Source organism: Polaribacter sp. Asnod1-A03 (assembly GCF_045063585.1).
Lineage (GTDB): Bacteria > Bacteroidota > Bacteroidia > Flavobacteriales > Flavobacteriaceae > Polaribacter.
The window spans coordinates 855,762-876,308 of record NZ_JBEFOE010000009.1; the positions used below are offsets into that span (position 1 = coordinate 855,762).

Below are 20,547 nucleotides of genomic sequence, written 5' to 3' on the forward strand. Positions count from 1 at the left end.
ATTATTAAAGTTTAATTTATGTATTTTTGATGTATGAAAAAAATAATCATACTTCTATTTATATTATTCAATTCCTTTTCTTATTCTCAAAAATTAGAAAACGGATTTGTTTACTTATCAGACATTGATCAAACTATTCAACTAGAATTACGATATTTAAGTCATCACAATTTTATAGGAAAACCAATTAACGGTTATTACAAAAGTAAGATTATTGTAACCAAAGAAACAGCGGAAGCTTTAAAAAATATTCAACAAATTTTATTAAAAAAAGGATTAAGTCTTAAAATTTTCGATGCTTACAGACCACAACAAGCTGTAGATCATTTTGTCCTTTGGGCTAAAGATTTAAAAGACACATTAATGAAAAATGAATTTTATCCTGATGTTCCTAAAAACAAGTTATTTGAACAAGGTTATATTGCCACAAAATCAGGGCATACCAGAGGGAGTACTGTCGATTTAACAATTATAAATGTAAAATCAGGAAAAGAATTAAATATGGGAAGTCCTTATGATTTTTTCGGCGAAAAATCTCATACTTATTATGACAAAATAGATAAAAAAGAAAAACAAAATAGATTGTTTTTAAGAAAAATAATGATAGAAAATGGTTTTAAACCTTATAATTATGAATGGTGGCACTTTACATTAAAAGAAGAACCTTTTCCTAAAAAATATTTTAATTTTCCTGTAGAATAATTAATTTTTAACAAAACCACAACATCTTCCGTAAAAATCGGCATTATATTTGTTACTTTTATTATTCAGTAAAGAATTTATCAATGAGAGTAAAAACAAAACTTCTTACCATTCCTATTATTTTTTTATCAGTTTTAAAAATAACTGCTCAATTAGACACTAACACTGGTAGTAGCGATAAAAAAGGAACCGTTAAAACAACCATTTTAAGTAGTGCTAAAGAAGTAAAAAAACCTAACTCTATAGAACTAAATGGTTCTGATGGTTTTAAAAATGCTTTTGATAAAGAAAATGAAAAACTAAAACAACAACAAAAGGAACAAAATTTAAACAACAAAGGAATTATTAGTGCAGCTAAATTGAGAGAAGAAAAATTTTTAAAATCTTTCAAAAAAATAAATGGACAATATATTTATCCAAAAATTGATCAAGATCTAGGTAGTATTAGAACTTCTGCAAAAAGTATCTATATTATTTGTAGAGATTTCCAATATCCTGATGGTGATAGAGTTACGATTTTGGTAAATGATATTCCTGCTGTAGTTAATATAGTTCTTAAACAGAATTATCAGAAATTTACAATTCCTTTAGAAGTTGGTATTAATAAAATTGCATTTAAAGCTTTAAATCAAGGAACTTCAGGGCCAAATACAGCTGCTTTTAAAGTGTATAGTGATACTGGCAACTTAATTTCTTCTAACGAATGGAATTTAGCTACAGATGCCAAGGCTACTTTAATTGTAGCAAAAGATAAATAATTACTAATTAATATTTTTAACGTTAAAAATATTTAATCCCTTACTTTTTTATTCTATTTAAAACAGCTATTTTTGTAATACAGTTATTTTAGTATCTTTATAAATAACTTTTAAACAAACAATAATTAATAGAATGAAAAAAATCACCAAACAAACCTATTTAGATTGGTACAAAGACATGCTTTTTTGGCGTAAGTTCGAAGACAAACTTGCTTCTGTTTACATTCAACAAAAAGTTAGAGGTTTCTTACATTTATATAATGGACAAGAAGCAATTTTAGCAGGTGCATTGCATGCAATGGATTTAACTAAGGATAAAATGATTACTGCTTACAGGAATCATGTTCAACCAATTGGTATGGGAGAAGATCCTAAACGAGTTATGGCCGAATTATACGGTAAAGCTACTGGAACTTCTAAAGGTATGGGTGGTTCTATGCACATTTTTTCTAAAGAATTCCGTTTCTACGGAGGGCATGGTATCGTAGGAGGTCAAATCCCTTTAGGAGCTGGTCTTGCATTTGGTGATAAATATAATAATACAGGAGGAGTTACCTTAACTTGTTTTGGTGATGGTGCTGCTAGACAAGGTTCTTTACACGAAGCTTTTAACTTAGCTATGTTATGGAAATTACCTGTAATCTTTATTTGTGAAAACAATGGATATGCAATGGGTACTTCTGTAGAAAGAACTGCAAGTCATACAGATATTTGGAAACTTGGTTTAGGTTATGAAATGCCTTGTGGACCTGTAGATGCAATGAATCCTATTAAAGTTGCAGAAGCTATTGATGAAGCTTTAGAAAGAGCTAGACGTGGTGATGGACCAACTTTCTTAGAGATGAAAACATATAGATATAGAGGGCACTCTATGTCTGATGCTCAACATTACAGAACTAAAGACGAAGTTGAAGAGTACAAAAAAATAGATCCTATTACTCAAGTTTTAGATATAATTAAGGAAAAAGAGTATGCTACTGCAGAAGAGATTACTGCTATAGATAAAGAAGTTAAGGCTATGGTAAAAGAGTGCGAACAATTTGCAGAAGACTCTCCATATCCAGAAACTCAACAATTATATGATATGGTTTATGAACAAGAAGATTATCCTTTTATAAGTTAAGATAAAATATGGCTACAATTATAAATATGCCGAGACTAAGCGACACTATGGAAGAAGGTGTTGTGGCAAAATGGTTAAAAAATGTTGGTGATAAAATTGAAGAAGGTGATATTTTAGCCGAAATTGAAACTGATAAAGCAACAATGGAATTTGAGTCTTTCTACGAAGGAACTTTATTACACATTGGTATTCAAGAAGGAGAAACTTCTCCTGTAGATGTTTTATTAGCAATTATTGGTGAAGAAGGAGAAGATATTTCTGGACTTTTAAATGGGGAATCTTCCGAAGAAGCTCCAGAAAAAGCTGAAGAAGAAGTTAAAGAAGAGACTACTTCTGAAGCTCCCACAAGTGAGTCTACAGAAATCCCTGAAGGAGTGCAAGTTATTACAATGCCTCGTTTAAGTGATACAATGACTGACGGAACCATTGCTACATGGTTAAAAAAAGTTGGAGATGAAGTTTCTGAGGGAGATATGCTTGCAGAAATTGAAACTGACAAAGCTACAATGGAATTTGAATGTTTCTATGAAGGAACTATTCTTTACATTGGTGTGCAAGAAGGAGAAACTGCTCCTGTAGATAGTTTACTAACTATTATTGGTCCTGCTGGAACAGATGTATCTGCAATTGTTGCTAACGGAGGAGCAACTACAAGTGCTCCTACTAAAGAAGAAGCAAAACCCGCAACCCCAGAAAAAAAAGAAACAAAACCTGCTGCTAAAAAAACAGAAGAAGCAAAACCTGCTACTAAAACTGCTAACACTTCTGATGGACGTGTTTTTGCATCTCCATTAGCAAAGAAAATTGCTTCTGACAAAGGTTATAATTTAGCTGATATTACTGGTTCTGGTGAAAACGGAAGAATCATTAAAAAAGATGTTGAAAACTTTACTCCTGTAGCTAAAGTTGAAGCAGCTGCTCCATTAGTAAGCGGTTCTACTTCTAATGTAGAAAGTTCTGAAGAGGTTAAAAACTCTCAAATGCGTAAAGCAATTGCTAAATCTTTAGGTAATTCTAAATTTACTGCTCCAGATTTCAGTTTAAATATTGAAGTAGATATGGACAATGCAATGGCTTCTAGAAAAACTATAAATGCTATACCAGATACTAAAGTATCTTTTAACGACATGGTTGTTAAAGCATGTGCTATGGCTTTGAAAAAGCATCCACAAGTTAATACTTCTTGGTCAGATGCAAATACAGTTTACCATAGTCATATTCATGTTGGTGTTGCTGTAGCTGTAGAAGATGGTTTATTAGTTCCTGTAATTAAACATACAGACTCATTAAGCTTAACTCAAATTGGTGCTGGTGTAAGAGATTTAGCTGGTAAAGCAAGAAATAAAAAACTAACTCCTGCAGAAATGCAAGGAAGTACTTTTACAGTTTCTAACTTAGGTATGTTTGGTATTCAGAATTTTAATTCTATTATTAATCAACCAAATTCAGCTATTTTATCAGTTGGAGCAATTGTACAAAAACCAGTTGTTAAAGATGGGCAAATTGTTGTTGGAAATACAATGAACTTAACATTAACTTGTGACCATAGAACTGTTGATGGTGCTGTTGGTGCTCAATTTTTACAAACTTTAAAAACATTTATAGAAAACCCTGTTACTATGTTAGCGTAGTTTTTCTTATAAATACAAAAGTAAAGAGAGCCATTTCATAATTATTTTGAAATGGTTTTTCTTTTTTAGACATAAATTAAAAAGAATAAAAACATGAAAAATAAAATTATTTTACTACTTGTTTTATTTTCTATTATTAATCAAGCTCAAAGTCAAGAAAAAATAAAAGGAAACAAAAATATAACCACTATAGAAACAGAGTTAAATTCATTTAACAAAATATCTGTTAAAAACGATTTTAAGGTTGTTCTACAAAAAGCAGAAAAATCTTCTATAGAAATAGAAACAGATGAAAATATACATCCTATAATAGAGTTTAACGTTATTAATAAAACTCTTACAATTTCTACTTCAATGAAAATTAGAGAAAGTAAAAAATTATTAATAACCGTTTTTTACAAAACTCCAATAACTGAAATAGAATTATTTGATGATGCTGAAATAGAAAGTTTTAATTTATTAGAAGCACCTGATGTTTTAGTTAAAATAAATGATTATGCTAAGACAGACATATCTGTAAAATCAAATAATTTTACACTAACAAATAATAATAAATCAAGAATTCAATTACGTTCTAAATCAAAATTAAATATAGATAGTAATACAATAAATTTAGCTTTAAATGAATCTAGTAATTCTGAAATAATAATAAAAAGCGATAGCTTAAACGTTATAATGAAAGGAAACTCTAAGTTAAATATTGAAGGAAATGCAGATTATTTAGAGTCTATTATAACAGAATCTAGTAATTTAGATGCGAAAGACTTAAACCTAAAAAATGTTTTTTCTACAACAAAAGATAATAGTGAAATAACCGTAAAAGTTTCTGAAGAAATTAAAATTTATTCATCAGATAAAAGTAAAATAAGTATTTACGGGAACGCTCAGATAATCTTAGATAAATTTGATGGTATATCTAGACTTTATAAAAAAGAATTATAATATAACTAGCTAATTATATAAAAAGTAACAATATAAAAAAGCCTTGATAATATTAATTATCAAGGCTTTTTTATATTCTATTTATTAATCTAAATAAATTAACTTTTTGTAATATTCATAGTAACTGTAGAAATCATTTCTTGACCTTGAACAGACATTTTCATATCAACTAAAGACTTTGAAGGAACTCCTGTTTCTACATCAACAGTCATTTCCCCAGTAATCTTACCAGTTCCCATTCCTGATACATCACCTGCAACATCTAATACAACTGTTTCTTTTGAAATTGATTTTACCGTATAAGTATAATTCATTTTCATTCCTTTTTGTTCTTGGCTCATTGTCCAAGTACTACCAACTTTAACAGATTCTTTAGGGTAAACAACGCTACTATATTGTTTTGCCATATCTTCTACTCCAGGTACACTTGGTGTAACACTAACCTCACTAATTTCGCCTAAATTATTTCCTTTAAGAACAATAAGAGCTTTTAACATCGGATCCATTTGAGCTTTCATCATCTTACCTGTTTGATCTAGTTCTTCTTCACTCTTAGATGAATCAAAAGTCATTGCATTACCACCTTGCAACATATTCATCGTTAATTTAGTAAATTTCATTTCACTAGTAAAACTATCACCATTAACTTCGGTAATACTCATATTCATATCAACATTCATAGCCATAGACATAATTGCCCCCATATCTTGGTTCATCGTCATATTTGCTTTGTACACATCTCCTTTGGAGTAATTTAATCTTAACAATACAGACTCTTGACTAAAAGTAATAGTAGAAGAAACTACTAAAAACAATACTAACAATTTTTTCATTATATTTTATTTATATTATTATATCCTACGAATATAATGGATTAAAATAAAAAATGCTTAGAAAATTCTAAGCATTTTTTATATCTAATAATATTATTAAAAATCTTGATTTACATCCCAAGATTCTAAAATTTCTTTTAATGTTTTAATAAACATACCTCCTAAAGCACCATTTACAACTCTATGATCATAAGAATGAGAAACAATCATTTTTTGTCTTATACCTATAAAATCTCCTTCTGGAGTTTCTATTACAGCAGGTAACTTTCTAATTGCACCTAAAGCTAAAATAGCTACCTGTGGTTGATTTATTATTGGAGTACCAGTAATTGAACCAAAACTACCTACATTAGTAACTGTGTATGTTCCGTCTTGTATTTCATCTGGTTTTAAAGCATTATTTCTAGCTCTATTAGCTAAATCATTAACAGATTTAGTAATGCCAACTAAACTTAATTGATCTGCGTTTTTGATAACTGGTACAATTAAATTACCATCAGGTAAAGCAGCTGCCATCCCCAAATTAATATTTTTCTTTTTTATAATTTTATCTCCATTTACAGAGATATTAATTAACGGATACTTTTTTATAGTAGTTGCAATTGCTTGCATAAAAATTGGCGTAAAAGTTAATTTCTCTCCTTCTCTCTTTAAAAAGGCATCTTTAACTTTGCTTCTCCATTTTACAATATTTGTAACATCAATTTCTATAAAAGATTGCACATGAGCTGAAGTCTGTAATGAATCTATCATGTGTTTAGAAACTAACTTACCCATTCTACTAATCTCTATAATTTCATCATCTCCACTTACAGAAACAGGTGTTGCTTTAGTTACTGTCTTTTGTGGCACTTTAGCAACTTCAACTTTTATAGGTTGATTTAACGCTTTTTGAGGTTCTTTACCCCTATTTTCTAGATAACTAAGAATATCTTCTTTTGTTATTCTATTGTCTTTACCTGAGCCTATTATTGTTTCCAATTCATCCATAGTAATACCTTCCGTTTGTGCTATATTTCTAACTAAAGGAGAATAAAATTTACCCGAATTAGAATTTTTCTCTATTGGAGTAGAAACAATCTCTTGAGCTTTTTCAATTGTTTTTTCTACTTCTTTTACTTCTGGTTGTTCAAAAGTATTAATACCCTGAACCGGTTCGTCATTAGAACCTTCTATTTCTATAACAGCAATTGTTTCTCCAACGGCTACAACATCATCTTTTTGGTATACTATTTCTATTAAAGTACCTTCTACTTCAGATGGTACTTCAGAATCTACTTTATCTGTTGCTATTTCTACAACAGCTTCATCTAACTCAATGGTGTCTCCAACTTCTTTTAACCAAGAAGTTATAGTTGCTTCTGCAACACTTTCTCCCATTTTAGGTAATTTCAACTCAAATCTTGCCATTTTTATCTCTTTTTTCAAAAACAAAAGTAGTGAAAATGGTTGGTTTCTCTATAAAATTAATTCCTAAAATATAAATTAAAATTAAAATCAATTTACATTATTCGTAATTAAATCTTTTTTAAAAACAATATTTATAAATTAAATAGAATGAAATACTTATTTTAATAACATTTATATAATATAAATTAATTTTGAGAGCTATTTGTATTAATGAGCTATAATTTTTCACCTATTTATATAACTCTCTTAAAATTATATTTAAAAACATTGCATAATTTTACTTTATCTTTGATAACAGAATAAAAATCAATTGAACTCTAACTTAAACAAATTAAATTTTACGTTAACTTGGAGACCTTACCAAGAAAAAGTTTTAAGCAATTTTGATACCTCTATAAAAGACAATCATTTTCATGTAATTGCTCCGCCTGGTTCTGGTAAAACTATTTTAGGTATAGAATTGATTAGAAGAGTCAATAAAAAAACTCTTGTATTAACACCTACAATTACTGTTAGAAATCAATGGAAAAATAGACTAGAATCTTATTTTACTGAAGATTTTAATTTTACAGACTATTCTTTTAACATAAAAAGACCTAAAACCCTTACCTTTTCTACTTATCAATCTCTACACTCACTTTACAAATCGTTTGAAAATAAAAATGATTATTTTCAGTTTTTTGAAGATAATAATATAGATGTTTTAGTTTTAGATGAAGCTCATCATCTTAAAAAAGCTTGGTGGAGTTGTTTGTTTGAACTAAAAAATAAATATAATAAAACAGTAATCTCTTTAACAGCAACACCTCCTTATGATAGCTCTAACTCTGAAATTAAAAAATATTTTAGTTTATGTGGAGAAGTAGATGATGAAATTGTTGTTCCTGATTTAATTAAAGAAAATAACCTTTGCCCTCATCAAGATCTTGTTTATTTATCTGAACCTTTAGATTATGAAATAAATTTTATTGCTGATTATCGATTTAAAATAGCAAATTTTGTTGATGAACTATTAATTGATGCTAATTTTATTCTTCTTTTAACAGAGCATCCTTTTTATAAAAATACAGAAAACTCTATTGATGAAATTTATCAAAATATAGAATTCTTTTCATCTATATTAATTTTTTTAAATCAAGCTGATGAACATATTTCTCAAGAAAAATTAAGTGTTTTAGGTTTTAATAAAAATGAAAACATTCAATTCCCTAAAATAACTAATCAATGGATAGAGATTCTACTTCAAAATTTATTAACAAATACTAGAGAAGTAGAACATCAAAATGAGACATATCTACAAATTTTAGAAAAAAAATTACGTAAAATATCTGCTTACAACCAAAATAAAGTTAATCTAACAGGTAACAAAACGCTCTACAAATCTTTAAGTTCTAGCCCAAGTAAACTAAAGAGTATTTGTACAATAGTAAAACAAGAGCAAATCAATTTAAAAGATAATTTGCGTTGTGTAATTTTATCAGACTATATTAGAAAAGAGTATTTAGATACTCTGGATTCAAAAATTAAAAGCATTAATAAATTGGGAATTGTTCCTATTTTTCATCAGTTAAGAAAAACTATTTCTCATAAAAATACAATAGGGGTTTTAACAGGAACGTTAGTAATTATACATAAAAGTGTTTTATCTAAATTACAAGAAAAAGAACCTTTAAGCTTATATAACGGAACACCTTTATCGTCCGATAAAGATTTTTTAATTATTAAAACATCAAACTCTAAAAACCAAATTGTGACTAGTATTACTGAATTATTTGAATCTGGAATTATAAAAATATTAATAGGCACAAAATCTTTATTAGGAGAAGGTTGGGATGCACCTTCTATAAACTCTTTAATTCTTGCTTCTGTTGTTGGTTCTTTTGTTACTTCTAATCAAATGCGTGGTAGAGCTATTAGAATAAATCTCTTAAAACCGAATAAAGTTGGTATTATTTGGCACCTAGCTTGTGTTGATTTATCAGAAGAAAATGGTGGAAAAGATTTAGAAATTTTATCAAGAAGGTTTACCGCCTTTCTAGGAATAACATATTCTGAAAAAATAATTATCACAAATGGATTTGATCGTTTGCAAATTCCATCTATTTTAGAATCTGAATCTATTGAAAGATACAACCTTAATAATTTTGAAAAAGCTAAAAACAGAAAACAAATAAAAGATAATTGGGATAATGCAATCTCAATTGGTAAAGGTATTACACAAGAAGTAATTTTATTAAATCAAGAAAAAGAGACACCAAAAACTAAAAAAACAGTTTTTTATAAAGATCTTGTAAAACATTTATCTATTGAAATTATTATTGGTTTATCTTATTTTTTACCAAATTTTTTATTCAGAAATTTAGATATCTTTTTAAGTAAAAACATAATTACTTTTCTTTACTCTCTATTAACTGCTTTAGCATTTACATTTGGTTACAAAATTTTTAAAATTATAAAATTGTACATGCGTTATGGTTTTATATATAAAAAGATTCATAAAATGTCTTTAACTGTTTTAGATACTTTAATTGATTTAAAATTAGTTATAACAGACAGAAATAATATTTTTATAGATACTAAAAAATTAAGTAATGGAAATATTTCTTGTAATATACGTGGTACTAACAAATTAGAAAGTCAGTTATTTGTAAATGCTTTAAATGAAATATTACAACCAATTGAAAATGCTAAATACTTAATTATACAAACTAATTGGTATAAGAGTAAATTTAATATATCTAATTTTTTTGCAATACCAGAAGTATTTTCTAACAACAAAAAAGAAGCTTTATTATTTCAAAAAAAATGGTTAAAAAATTTAGGAAAATCAAAATTGATTTATACTAGAAATAAAATAGGTAGACGATTATTATTAAAAGCAAGATTAGCTCACATACATAATAGAGATAAAAAATTGACAAAACAAAGTGTTATTTGGAAATAAGCTTTTAATTTAATAGCTGTAGCTTTTAACAAAACTTCATCTTTATAACTATTGTTTTGTTGCTTAACACAATACCAAGGCGTTAAAGCTTCTCCCATACTTCCCGTCCATCTACCAACTAAAATTATAACTGGTTTTTTATATTGCTTACCTCTAAACCAACTTTGTACTATTCTAGAGTTGTTACCAAATTGCTCTTTAGAAATATGTTTTTAATACGGTAATTCTTTATCAAAAACCTCAATTAAATTATTATTTCCTAAAGAATTATGAATTCTAATGTTATTTTTAACATAACTAGATAAAAGGCTTGTTTCTTTTTTAATTATAATTCTGTCTACATCTAAAGAAATATCCTTGTTGTTCTTTAACTTTAGTGTTAAAATTCTAGATTGATTATAACGACCTGAAATAATTTTATTCGCTATCCATTCTCTAACTTCTTCTGTATTTTTATGACTACATTGAGGAGGAAAATTATTGATAACTTTGTTAAAATCAAGTCCATTTATTTTTAAAAATTCTGATCCAATAATATTAAACTGTGGATTTTCTATTTGGGATGTCTAGATATTTTTTATAAAAATTTTATTATTAATTAAAGTAACAAATAATGGAGAATACAGCCTAAAAGAATTTTTAAAAGTTGTATTTAATATTAAATGGCTATCATAAGATTCATCTAAAAGGTATTCAAAAAACAGAGTTATTTCTTCATTTGATTTTAGTTGATCTAATTTCTCTGAATAAGTATTTTTATACAATTAAAATCAACATTTTTATCATTTAAATAAATATAATAATTAGATAAATCTTAGATTATTTTATTATAATCTTCTTCAACCTTATAATTATGGTAAATATTTGCTTGGGACAAACAATAAAAATTAAGAAAGAATGTAAGAGCTAAAAAAAAGATATTTCATATTTATTAGTAAAAAAAAACTTTACAATTTTTAAAACTAAATTTAATTAACTAAAGCTATAAAATAATAAAAGTAGCTTTTTAGAGCTACTTTTATTAATGTTAATTAAAACATTCTGGGGGAATAATATATTTTGAGGGATGATTTACTTCTATATCATATTCAAATATAACTCTATAATATAAAAATTCTTTTATTTTAAGGGTAACAAAAAGTGATATTGCTATTTTAAAAAAGTAACAAAAAGTAACAAAAAATAATTAACATCCTAAAAAACAATATTTTAAAAACCAATAAAGAACTTAACGTAAAATTTAATTTTATTCATCATATTTACCTAAACCCTTTTAAAGTCTCAAAAAAACACTCATTAAATTAATAAGTCTTGAATAAAAACTTCTAAATTTTTATTTTTAGGCACATTCATTTTTTTTCGAATCCTATAACGAGTAACTTTTATTGCATCTGGACTTGAATTTCTAATTGAAGCAATTTCCTTAATTGATAAATTTAACCTTAACAAAGCACAAACTTCTCTTTCTGTCTTAGTAAGATCTTTATAATTATTGATTAACATTTTATCAAAACCATCATTAATAGAATCTATTTTTTTATTGAGTAGTGTTAATTTGCTATCTGTAGTAATTTGCTGTTGAATCTTAAAAGACAAATCTTTTATATAGCTTCTTACTTCAACTGACTTAATAGATTTTCTTTGATTCTTTAGCTGTACTAAAAGTTGTTTTAAGAATTCTAATTTCATAGAATTTTCTGCAACTAAATTTTTAACCTCAGCTTCAGATCTTTTAAATTTTTGTGATAAAACTTCTTTTTTTATTTTCTCTTTCTCTAAATTCCCTTGTATTATTTTGTTTTTATTAACTGAGTTTCTATGAAAGAGGAATACAAGAGGAATACCTAATAATAAAAACACAAAAATTATAATTAGATACAAGGTTTTCTCAAAAGCTTGTTCTTGCTTTAAAATTTGTAAATTTTTATTTTCTATTTTAAGTTTATTTTGAAGTTCTGTTTCTTTTAATGTATTTAATATTTGTGATTTAAAAATGGAGTCTGAATAAATTTTATACTCTTGATTATATAAATACGCCTGTTTATAGTTTTTTAAATCAAAATTCACTTTTGCAAGTGAATTATAAGATTTAGATATTCTCATTTTTAAATTCTCTTTTTTTGCAACTGTAATTGCAGAATCTAAATATTTTTTTGCGAAATTAAATTTTCTCATTTTAATATACGCAGCAGCAATATTATGATAATTAACGGTGATTAATAGTTGATTCTTTTCCTTTTTTGCGTGTTTTAAAACTAAGCTTCTTAAATCTATAATTTCTTTGTATCTGCCTTGTTTATAATAGGTGTTTGCTAAATTGTTATATACATTATAAACTCTATCATCTCTATTTAATATTTTAAAAATATTTAATGCTTTTTCATAGAAATAAATTGATGAATCTAGTTTTTTAAGCCTTGTATAGTAATTACCAAGATACAAATAACCTTTACCTAAGTTTTTTTTATCTCCTTTTTTAATATATTTAAATGCCTTTTTATAATACTCAAATTCCTTTTTTTCTTGTTTTTTATATCTATAAACAGAAGCAATATCAAAAGTTACAGATGCCAAACGCTCTATATTATTTATTTTTTCAAATATATCTTTTGAGTTATTTAAATACCTTAAACTGGTACTTAAATTTCCTTTCTTTTTTTCTATTAAACCTAGTTTAAACAAAGTTCTACCTTTCATCAAATTATCTTTGTCTTTATTTAAAGACAAGGCCTTAGCATAAAAGTATTCTGATTTAGCAATGTTTATATCGTAAAAGAACTCTCCACACTCATATAAAAACTCTATTTTTTCTTCATCTGTTTTTATTAAATTTACAACTTCTTTTTTTGCTGCAAAAACAGAATCTAAATCTTGAGCATTAATGGTTAAAGAAGTTAGAAATAAAAAAAGTATTATAATTTTATAAAACATTGTAAAATATCTTTGTCTTATGGAAAAGAATACCATAAAATACTAATTTACTAAAATTAGTATTAAAACTATAAATAACTATACAGAATAAAATAATAAAGACAAAACTAACTGTTTTATCTTTTTTAAACCCAATTTTTAGGTTCCATTAGAACTTTAACAAGTTTTTCTTCTTCCGAATCTTCTTCTGGTTGATGATTGTATTTCCATTGAACAATTGGTGGTAAACTCATTAATATACTTTCTATTCTTCCGTTTGTTTTTAAACCAAAAAGTGTTCCTCTATCATGTACTAAATTGAACTCTACATAACGCCCTCTTCTAACTTCTTGCCAATCTTTGTTTTCTTTAGTAAAAGGGATTTCTTTTCTTTTTTCTACAATTGGCACATAACTTTCCAAAAAACTATCACCAACTTCTGTAACAAAACTGTATCTATCTTCTATAGAAAACTCTTCAGTTTCTTTTAAATAATCGAAAAATAAACCTCCAATTCCACGAGCTTCGTTTCTATGTGAATTCCAGAAATACTCATCACAAACTTTCTTAAACTTTGGGTAAAATGTTGAATTATGCTTATCACAGGCAGATTTACAAACTGTATGAAAATGAATAGCATCTTCATCAAACAAATAATAAGGAGTTAAGTCTTGACCTCCACCAAACCATTGTGTAACAATATTTCCATCTTCATCATACATTTCAAAATAGCGCCAATTTGCATGTACAGTTGGCACAAAAGGATTTATTGGATGTAAAACCAAACTCAATCCACAGGCAAAAAAATTGCCCTCTTTTACTTTAAATTGATTTCTTAGCGCTTCTGGTAATTCCCCATGAACTGCAGAAATATTCACACCTCCTTTTTCAAAAACATTTCCGTTTTCTATAACACGAGTTCTACCACCACCACCTTCTTTTCTTTCCCAAAGATCTTCTTCAAATTTTGCTAATCCATCAACCTCTTCTAATTTAGAAGTAATGGTATCTTGTAAATTTTCTATGTATTTATAAAACTGTTCTTTCATTTTCTTTATTTAATAAACCTACTGTTTTTACAGATGCTGCAGTTACAGATAACGGTAAAACAACAATTATTCCTATTACGGGTATTAACAAACACAACATAAAAACAATTCCGTTTCCTATTGCAATTCCTTTGTTTTTACCAACAAAATTAATGCTTTCTCTATAGTTAAAATGCCTTTCTAAAGTATAATCCATACTACCAAAACCAGCATAATAAGATTGAATTGCAAACAACAAAATTGTAGAAAAAATATTTACAACGGGTATAAATTTTAATAATAAAATAGGAATTGTTATCAATAATTCTTTTGATAAATTTCTGATATTTATTCGAATTCCTCTTATTAATTGTTCTTGAAAACTTGTTTTTCTATGTTGATGTTTTAAGTTTCTGTTTAAATGATGTTCTATTTTTTCTGAAACAGGACTCATAAATGGCGCAGAAAAAGCTAAAACTATATGTTTATATAATATTAAGCCAATTACTAACACAAAAATTCCGCCAATAAAAGAACTTATTGTTGTTACTGTTTGTTTTCCCCAATCCCAGATCCATATTTTTGATAAAAAATTGCCAATATTATCTGATAATCCGTAAGCAGAAAAACCAATAATTGTTGCTGTTATTAAGCTAATTATTATTGGAATTGCAAAGTATTGCCAGAGTTTTAGTTTTGTTATTAAACCCAAAGCACCTGCGTAAGCTCTTATTGCCGAAAGTATATTTTTAATCATTAGCGTTGGCTTGCGTTAGCGATTGAAATGGCATCCTTTTTGCTTTTCTGCAAAAAGATATAATGTAAAGCGCGACCTTTAGGTAACGCCCAAATTTTTATTTTATGACGCTTTGTACTCTTTTACAGCATCAATAAATGCTTTTGCGTTTTCTAACGGAATGTTTGGTAAAATACCATGACCAAGGTTTACAACTAACTTGTCTTTACCAAATTCATTAATCATTTGATGTACCATTTTTTTGATAACTGCTGGTGGAGAAAACAATCTTGTAGGGTCAAAATTACCTTGTAAAGTAATATTTCCGCCAGATAAATAACGTGCGTTTCTTGGAGAACACGTCCAATCTACACCCAATGCAGAAGCACCAGATTTAGACATCTCACCTAAAGCAAACCAACAACCTTTACCAAATGCAATTACCGGAATTTCATCTTTTAAAGCATCTATAATCTGCTGAATATATTGCCAAGAAAATTCTTGATAATCTGTTGGAGATAACATTCCTCCCCAAGAATCAAAAACCTGAACAGCATTAACTCCTGCTTCTACTTTTGCTTTTAAATACGCAATTGTAGTATCTGTAATTTTTTGTAATAATGAATGTGCAACAACAGGGTTTGTAAAGCATAATTCTTTTGCTTTATCGAAGTTTTTTGAGCCTTGACCTTGTACACAATAACATAAAATTGTCCAAGGTGAACCTGCAAAACCAATTAACGGAACCTCATCATTTAGTTTTTCTTTGGTTGCTTTAATAGCATCCATAACATAACCTAAAGTGTCTTGAATATCTGGTATTATTACGGAATCTAAATCTTTTTGAGTACGAATTGGATTTGGTAAATATGGCCCAAAATTTGGTTTCATTTCCACTTCAATATTCATTGCTTGCGGAATTACCAAAATATCAGAAAATAAAATGGCTGCGTCCATTCCGTATCTACGGATTGGTTGTACAGTAATTTCTGAAGCTAATTCTGGAGTTTGACAACGTGTGAAAAAATCATATTTTTTCTTGATTTCCTGAAACTCTGGCAAATACCTTCCTGCTTGACGCATCATCCAAACTGGTGGACGGTCTACAGTTTCTCCTTTTAATGCTCTTAAAAATAAATCGTTTTTTATCATGAATAAATAATTGTAAAAATTTGTAAAATAAACCCTAACGTAAATAATAACGCTGCAGTTTTTAATAATGAAAATCTAAAACTTTGATTAATAATTAATTTACTTAACAAAGGAATAGATATTTTTTCATCTAGAGCTTTTTCCATTTTTTTTGAAAAGATAAGAACTGTTATCAAAATTAAGATTAAAGGAATTATAATTTTTAAATTATACTCCCCAATAGTTTTAGCGATTATTACTCCAATAATAGCTCCTAAAATAAACATTAAAAAAGTTGGAATTATTTTAATTCCTTTTCTAATAATAGCATCTGCTTTTTTTAACCATTCACTCCCTAAAACTTCAGGTGCAGCAAACCAAAAAGACATAAATTGTAATGATATTGAAACAATACTTACTATTTTTATCCAATTCATTTTTTACATTTTAGAAACTTTTTTCATTGCTTTATCTACTGCTTCTGCTATTTTTTTAATATCCTTATCCTTTAATGCTGATGATAAAAACCAAGCTTCAAACTGACTTGGAGGCAAGAAAACTCCGTTTTTAATCATTTCCCAAAAGAAAACTGCAAACTTTTCTGTATCGGAAGTTTGTGCTTCTTCAAAATTGGTAACATTTGTTTTTGTAAAAAACGGGTTTAACATAGACCCAAATCTATTTACTGTAATATCTACATTGTATTTTTTAGCAGTTTCTAATAAAATAACTTCTAAAATACTTCCTATTTCTTCAAATTTTTGATACGGATTTTGTCTTTTTAATTCTGTTAAAGTTGCAATTCCTCCTGCCATTGCAATCGGATTTCCACTTAACGTTCCTGCTTGATACATTCCACCTAAAGGCGCAACTTCTTGCATAATCTCTTCTCTTGCTCCGTAAGCTCCTACCGGAAAACCTCCTCCAATAACTTTACCTAAGCATGTAATATCTGCTTCTACACTTAATAATTCTTGTGCGCCACCAAATTTAGAACGAAAACCGGTCATTACTTCATCAACAATTAACAAAGCTCCTTTTGATTCCAAATATGCTTTTAACTCAACCAAGAAATCATTCTGCGGAATTACAACTCCCATATTACCACCAACTGGCTCAATAATTACTCCTGCAATATTATCATCTTCATCAAAGTGTTTTTTTACACTTTCTAAATCATTATAAGTAGCAATTAAGGTGTTTTTTACAGCGCCTTCAGGAACTCCTTTAGAACCTGGTAAACTTAAAGTTGCCAAACCAGAACCTGCAGCAACCAATAATGCATCTTGATGTCCATGGTAACAACCAGAAAATTTAATAATTTTATCTTTACCTGTAAAAGCTCTTGCTAAACGAATTCCGCTTAAAACAGCTTCTGTGCCAGAATTTACAAAACGAACTTTATCCATTCCTGGAAAAGCATCACAAACTATTTTGGCTAATTTAATTTCGTTTTCTGTTGATGCTCCAAAAGAATATCCATTTTCTAATGCTTTTGTAACTGCTTTTTGTACTTTTTTATGTCTATGACCTAAAATCATTGGTCCGTAAGAAAGTACTAAATCTACATATTCATTATCATCAACATCAATAATTTTAGTTCCTTTTGCTTTTTTAATAAATAAAGGATTTCCACCAACTGATGAAAATGCTCTTACTGGAGAATTTACTGCTCCAACAAGGTTTTTTAATCCTTTTTTATATAACTTTTCTGATTTTTTGAATTTCATTTCTTTAGCTTTTGGCTTTTGGCTTTTGGCTATTCGCAAAATGCTAACAGCTAAAAACGAAAGGCTATTTTTTTAATAATACTCTCGCTGCTTCTTTTGCAAAATACGTAATAATAATATCTGCGCCTGCTCTTTTCATAGAAAGTAAGCTTTCCATCATTACACGCTCACCATCAATCCAACCTTTTTCTGCAGCAGCTTTTACCATTGCATATTCTCCACTTACATTATAACATGCAATTGGTCTGTCAAAATTATTTTTTAAATCTCTGATGATATCTAAATAAGATAGTGCTGGTTTCACCATTAAAATATCTGCTCCTTCTTGATCATCAAAAGTAGCTTCTCGCATTCCTTCATCTCTATTTGCTGGATCCATTTGATATGTTCTTCTATCGCCAAAAGTTGGTGCAGAATCTGCGGCATCTCTAAAAGGACCATAAAAAGCCGATGAATATTTTACAGAATACCCCATAATTGGCAAGTTTACAAAACCAGAATTATCTAATGCTTGACGCATCATATCAATTGTTCCATCCATCATTCCTGATGGTGCAACCATGTCAACTCCTGCTTTTGCATGAGAAATTGTTTGTTTAGCAATGTTTACTAAAGTTGCATCATTATCAACGTCATTATCATGTATAATTCCACAATGACCATGAGAAGTATATTCGCAAAAACAAACATCTGTAATTACATATAAACTTGGGTAATTCTTTTTGATAAAACGAATTGCTTGTTGCATAATTCCGTTATCATTCCAAGTTTCTCTTCCTTCATCATCTTTTTCTGATGGAATTCCGAATAATAAAACTGCTGGAATCTTTAAATCTACAACTTCATCTAATTCTTTAGAAATTGTATCTAAAGAAAAACGTTTGATACCTGGCATAGAAACAATTTCTGTTTCTATATTTTCTCCTTCTTCAATAAAAAGTGGATAAATTAAATCGTCAATAGACAATTTAGTTTCTCTCACTAATCTTCTTATTCCTTCGTGTTTTCTTAATCTTCTTGTACGAAACATAAATTTTAGTTTATGTCATTATGAGAAAAATGACTTTTATTCTTCTGAGTAATATTCTTTAACTGATTCTAAAACACTATCCACACTTGGTAAATTAGCGACTTCTACTTTATTAAAATGTTTTCTTGCTTCTTTTGCCGTAGTTTCTCCAATACAAAATGCTACTTTATCAGTAGAATTTTCTTCTAAATAACTCTCAATTCCTGATGGACTGTAAAAAATAACAGCAGCAACTGAATCATCTAACTTTTCTGGACTTAGCATTGTTTTATAAGCTTCTACTTCATTTACAAGTACATCGTGTGCCTTTAAAAAAGCAGGCAAAACATCTAATCTTACATCACTACAAAAATAAGTTACTTCTTCTACAGCAATTTCTTTTGCTAAATAATCTGCTAATTTTTTAGCATTCTTAGCAACAAAAGCTACTTTACCAATTCTGTTTTCAATCAATTTTTTGGTTCTTCTACCAACGCAATAAATATTTTTAAAATTCATTTCGTCTTTTGTAAAAGAATTTAAAAGTGCTTCTACTCCATTTTGACTCGTAATAACTACGTTTTCAATTTCGTTTTTCATCACTTTTGGTGCAATTCTATTAAAACGAATTTTAATAAAATCACTATCTTCTATACCAATTGTATATGGTAAATTTTTCTTTTGAAGTTCAGAAAGTTTTTTAGTTGAATAAACTGAATACTTTGCAGAAGAAACTTCTTCGTCTTCTAACATCAATTCTTTACCTCCTCTGTTAATTACATAATCTGCACAATCTTTAGCCAAATATCTATGGCTACCCATTTTTGCAGTTTTTTTAACTGTAATTTTTTTAGAACCATCTTTTTTTAATAAAACTCCTTGAAAATTAATTTCTTCAGTTTTATCATCAACATAAGCCAAAGCACCAATTGGTGCTGTACAACCACCTTCTAATTCGTGTAAAAATGCTCTTTCTATACCTACACAAACTTGTGTTTCATAATGGTTTAATTGCTCGCAAGCATCTTTTACAAAGCTATCTTTCTCTAAAGCTGTAACCATAATTGCTCCTTGTGCTGGTGCAGGAAGCATCCAAGTTAAAGGGATTGCACCTTTATCTCTTATACCTAATCTTTCTAAACCTGCTGCAGCAAAAATTGCTCCATCCCAAGTTTCACTATTATCTAATTTCTCTAAACGAGTATTTACGTTTCCTCTTAAATCTTCTACTTTATGCGTTGGGTAACGGTTTAACCACATTGCTTTTCTTCGTAAACTACCTGTTGCAATAACGCCTCCTGGTTGTCCAAAAAACTCTTCGTTACTTTTTAAAACTAACAAATCTGTATAATTAGCACGTTTTAAAACTGCTGCTTGTACAATACCTTCTGGCAATACTGTTGGTACATCTTTTAAAGAGTGTACAGCAATATCAATATCACCATTTAACATAGCAATATCTAAATTTTTAGTAAAAACACCTGTTACACCTAACTCATATAAAGGTTTATCTAAAACAATATCTCCTAAAGATTTTATAGGAACTAAAACAGACTCGTAGCCTAATTCCGTTAATTCTTTACGTACTTTATTAGCTTGCCAAAGCGCTAATTGGCTATCGCGAGTTCCTATTCTTATTATTTTCTGCATGGAGTTCTGT

At 28.1% G+C, this 20,547-nt stretch carries 16 protein-coding genes; 6 read left to right on the forward strand and 10 right to left on the reverse strand.

The genetic code is table 11. The annotated features are described in order from the left end of the window. The first annotated feature begins 33 nt into the window (after positions 1-33). The 5 genes from ACJJVY_RS04265 to ACJJVY_RS04285 all read left to right on the forward strand — a co-directional run bounded on the left by ACJJVY_RS04265 (position 34) and on the right by ACJJVY_RS04285 (position 5,156). Positions 34-702 (forward strand): M15 family metallopeptidase, encoded by a 669-nt coding sequence (locus ACJJVY_RS04265; protein ID WP_405605515.1) that lies wholly within the window; start codon positions 34-36, stop codon positions 700-702. An 83-nt stretch (positions 703-785) separates the two neighbouring features. After that, a complete protein-coding gene (locus tag ACJJVY_RS04270) occupies positions 786-1,460 on the forward strand; it encodes a hypothetical protein (protein ID WP_405605517.1) in 675 nt (224 codons plus the stop codon). A 133-nt stretch (positions 1,461-1,593) separates the two neighbouring features. After that, complete coding sequence (gene pdhA, locus ACJJVY_RS04275; protein ID WP_405605519.1) at positions 1,594-2,583, forward strand: pyruvate dehydrogenase (acetyl-transferring) E1 component subunit alpha; 990 nt, start codon at positions 1,594-1,596, stop codon at positions 2,581-2,583. 8 nt (positions 2,584-2,591) lie between these two features. After that, positions 2,592-4,214, forward strand: coding sequence for a 2-oxo acid dehydrogenase subunit E2 (locus tag ACJJVY_RS04280; RefSeq protein WP_405605521.1), 1,623 nt, complete (start codon positions 2,592-2,594; stop codon positions 4,212-4,214). A 93-nt stretch (positions 4,215-4,307) separates the two neighbouring features. Continuing rightward, positions 4,308-5,156: a GIN domain-containing protein gene (locus ACJJVY_RS04285; protein WP_405605523.1), complete on the forward strand. Its 849-nt coding sequence runs from the start codon at positions 4,308-4,310 to the stop codon at positions 5,154-5,156. A gap of 98 nt (positions 5,157-5,254) precedes the next feature. Here ACJJVY_RS04285 and ACJJVY_RS04290 read toward each other — a convergent pair whose 3' ends face one another. Both ACJJVY_RS04290 and ACJJVY_RS04295 read right to left on the reverse strand, forming a co-directional pair. Then, positions 5,255-5,989 carry a DUF6263 family protein gene (locus tag ACJJVY_RS04290; RefSeq protein ID WP_405605525.1) on the reverse strand — a complete coding sequence of 245 codons (735 nt, stop codon included), beginning with the start codon at positions 5,987-5,989 and terminating at the stop codon, positions 5,255-5,257. Positions 5,990-6,085: 96 nt separating this feature from the next. Further along, complete coding sequence (locus ACJJVY_RS04295; RefSeq protein ID WP_405605527.1) at positions 6,086-7,399, reverse strand: dihydrolipoamide acetyltransferase family protein; 1,314 nt, start codon at positions 7,397-7,399, stop codon at positions 6,086-6,088. A gap of 310 nt (positions 7,400-7,709) precedes the next feature. Here ACJJVY_RS04295 and ACJJVY_RS04300 point away from each other — a divergent pair, with 310 nt between their 5' ends. Continuing rightward, positions 7,710-10,343, forward strand: coding sequence for a DEAD/DEAH box helicase family protein (locus tag ACJJVY_RS04300; protein ID WP_405605529.1), 2,634 nt, complete (start codon positions 7,710-7,712; stop codon positions 10,341-10,343). 1,296 nt (positions 10,344-11,639) lie between these two features. On the opposite strand, the gene ACJJVY_RS04305 is transcribed toward ACJJVY_RS04300, so the two are convergent. From ACJJVY_RS04305 to hemC, 8 genes are all read right to left on the reverse strand, one after another. Beyond that, positions 11,640-13,274 (reverse strand): tetratricopeptide repeat protein, encoded by a 1,635-nt coding sequence (locus ACJJVY_RS04305; protein WP_405605531.1) that lies wholly within the window; start codon positions 13,272-13,274, stop codon positions 11,640-11,642. Between the two features lie 125 nt (positions 13,275-13,399). Continuing rightward, entirely contained in the window at positions 13,400-14,302 is a 903-nt protein-coding gene (gene hemF / locus ACJJVY_RS04310; protein WP_405605533.1) for an oxygen-dependent coproporphyrinogen oxidase, read from the reverse strand. Continuing rightward, complete coding sequence (locus tag ACJJVY_RS04315) at positions 14,283-15,038, reverse strand: EI24 domain-containing protein (protein ID WP_405605535.1); 756 nt, start codon at positions 15,036-15,038, stop codon at positions 14,283-14,285. The genes hemF and ACJJVY_RS04315 overlap by 20 nt, the downstream gene beginning before the upstream one ends. Positions 15,039-15,140: 102 nt before the next feature. Beyond that, on the reverse strand, positions 15,141-16,169 hold the full coding sequence (gene hemE / locus ACJJVY_RS04320; RefSeq protein ID WP_405605537.1) for a uroporphyrinogen decarboxylase: 1,029 nt from the start codon (positions 16,167-16,169) through the stop codon (positions 15,141-15,143). Further along, positions 16,166-16,585, reverse strand: coding sequence for a hypothetical protein (locus ACJJVY_RS04325; protein WP_405605539.1), 420 nt, complete (start codon positions 16,583-16,585; stop codon positions 16,166-16,168). Before ACJJVY_RS04325 ends, hemE begins: the two co-directional genes overlap by 4 nt. A gap of 3 nt (positions 16,586-16,588) precedes the next feature. Next, positions 16,589-17,878 (reverse strand): glutamate-1-semialdehyde 2,1-aminomutase, encoded by a 1,290-nt coding sequence (hemL, locus tag ACJJVY_RS04330; RefSeq protein WP_405605541.1) that lies wholly within the window; start codon positions 17,876-17,878, stop codon positions 16,589-16,591. 64 nt (positions 17,879-17,942) lie between these two features. Further along, a complete protein-coding gene (gene hemB, locus ACJJVY_RS04335; RefSeq protein ID WP_405605543.1) occupies positions 17,943-18,908 on the reverse strand; it encodes a porphobilinogen synthase in 966 nt (321 codons plus the stop codon). 36 nt (positions 18,909-18,944) lie between these two features. Then, a complete protein-coding gene (gene hemC / locus ACJJVY_RS04340) occupies positions 18,945-20,537 on the reverse strand; it encodes a hydroxymethylbilane synthase (protein ID WP_405605545.1) in 1,593 nt (530 codons plus the stop codon). Positions 20,538-20,547: the final 10 nt, after the last annotated feature.

Excerpts from the sequence above, each read along its gene's own strand:
- ACJJVY_RS04265 (WP_405605515.1), top strand. The coding sequence starts at position 34 with ATGAAAAAAATAATCATACTTCTATTTATATTATTCAATTCCTTTTCT.
- ACJJVY_RS04270 (WP_405605517.1), top strand. The coding sequence starts at position 786 with ATGAGAGTAAAAACAAAACTTCTTACCATTCCTATTATTTTTTTATCA.
- pdhA (WP_405605519.1), top strand. The coding sequence starts at position 1,594 with ATGAAAAAAATCACCAAACAAACCTATTTAGATTGGTACAAAGACATG.
- ACJJVY_RS04280 (WP_405605521.1), top strand. The coding sequence starts at position 2,592 with ATGGCTACAATTATAAATATGCCGAGACTAAGCGACACTATGGAAGAA.
- ACJJVY_RS04285 (WP_405605523.1), top strand. The coding sequence starts at position 4,308 with ATGAAAAATAAAATTATTTTACTACTTGTTTTATTTTCTATTATTAAT.
- ACJJVY_RS04290 (WP_405605525.1), bottom strand. The coding sequence starts at position 5,989 with ATGAAAAAATTGTTAGTATTGTTTTTAGTAGTTTCTTCTACTATTACT.
- ACJJVY_RS04295 (WP_405605527.1), bottom strand. The coding sequence starts at position 7,399 with ATGGCAAGATTTGAGTTGAAATTACCTAAAATGGGAGAAAGTGTTGCA.
- ACJJVY_RS04305 (WP_405605531.1), bottom strand. The coding sequence starts at position 13,274 with ATGTTTTATAAAATTATAATACTTTTTTTATTTCTAACTTCTTTAACC.
- hemF (WP_405605533.1), bottom strand. The coding sequence starts at position 14,302 with ATGAAAGAACAGTTTTATAAATACATAGAAAATTTACAAGATACCATT.
- ACJJVY_RS04315 (WP_405605535.1), bottom strand. The coding sequence starts at position 15,038 with ATGATTAAAAATATACTTTCGGCAATAAGAGCTTACGCAGGTGCTTTG.
- hemE (WP_405605537.1), bottom strand. The coding sequence starts at position 16,169 with ATGATAAAAAACGATTTATTTTTAAGAGCATTAAAAGGAGAAACTGTA.
- ACJJVY_RS04325 (WP_405605539.1), bottom strand. The coding sequence starts at position 16,585 with ATGAATTGGATAAAAATAGTAAGTATTGTTTCAATATCATTACAATTT.
- hemL (WP_405605541.1), bottom strand. The coding sequence starts at position 17,878 with ATGAAATTCAAAAAATCAGAAAAGTTATATAAAAAAGGATTAAAAAAC.
- hemB (WP_405605543.1), bottom strand. The coding sequence starts at position 18,908 with ATGTTTCGTACAAGAAGATTAAGAAAACACGAAGGAATAAGAAGATTA.
- hemC (WP_405605545.1), bottom strand. The coding sequence starts at position 20,537 with ATGCAGAAAATAATAAGAATAGGAACTCGCGATAGCCAATTAGCGCTT.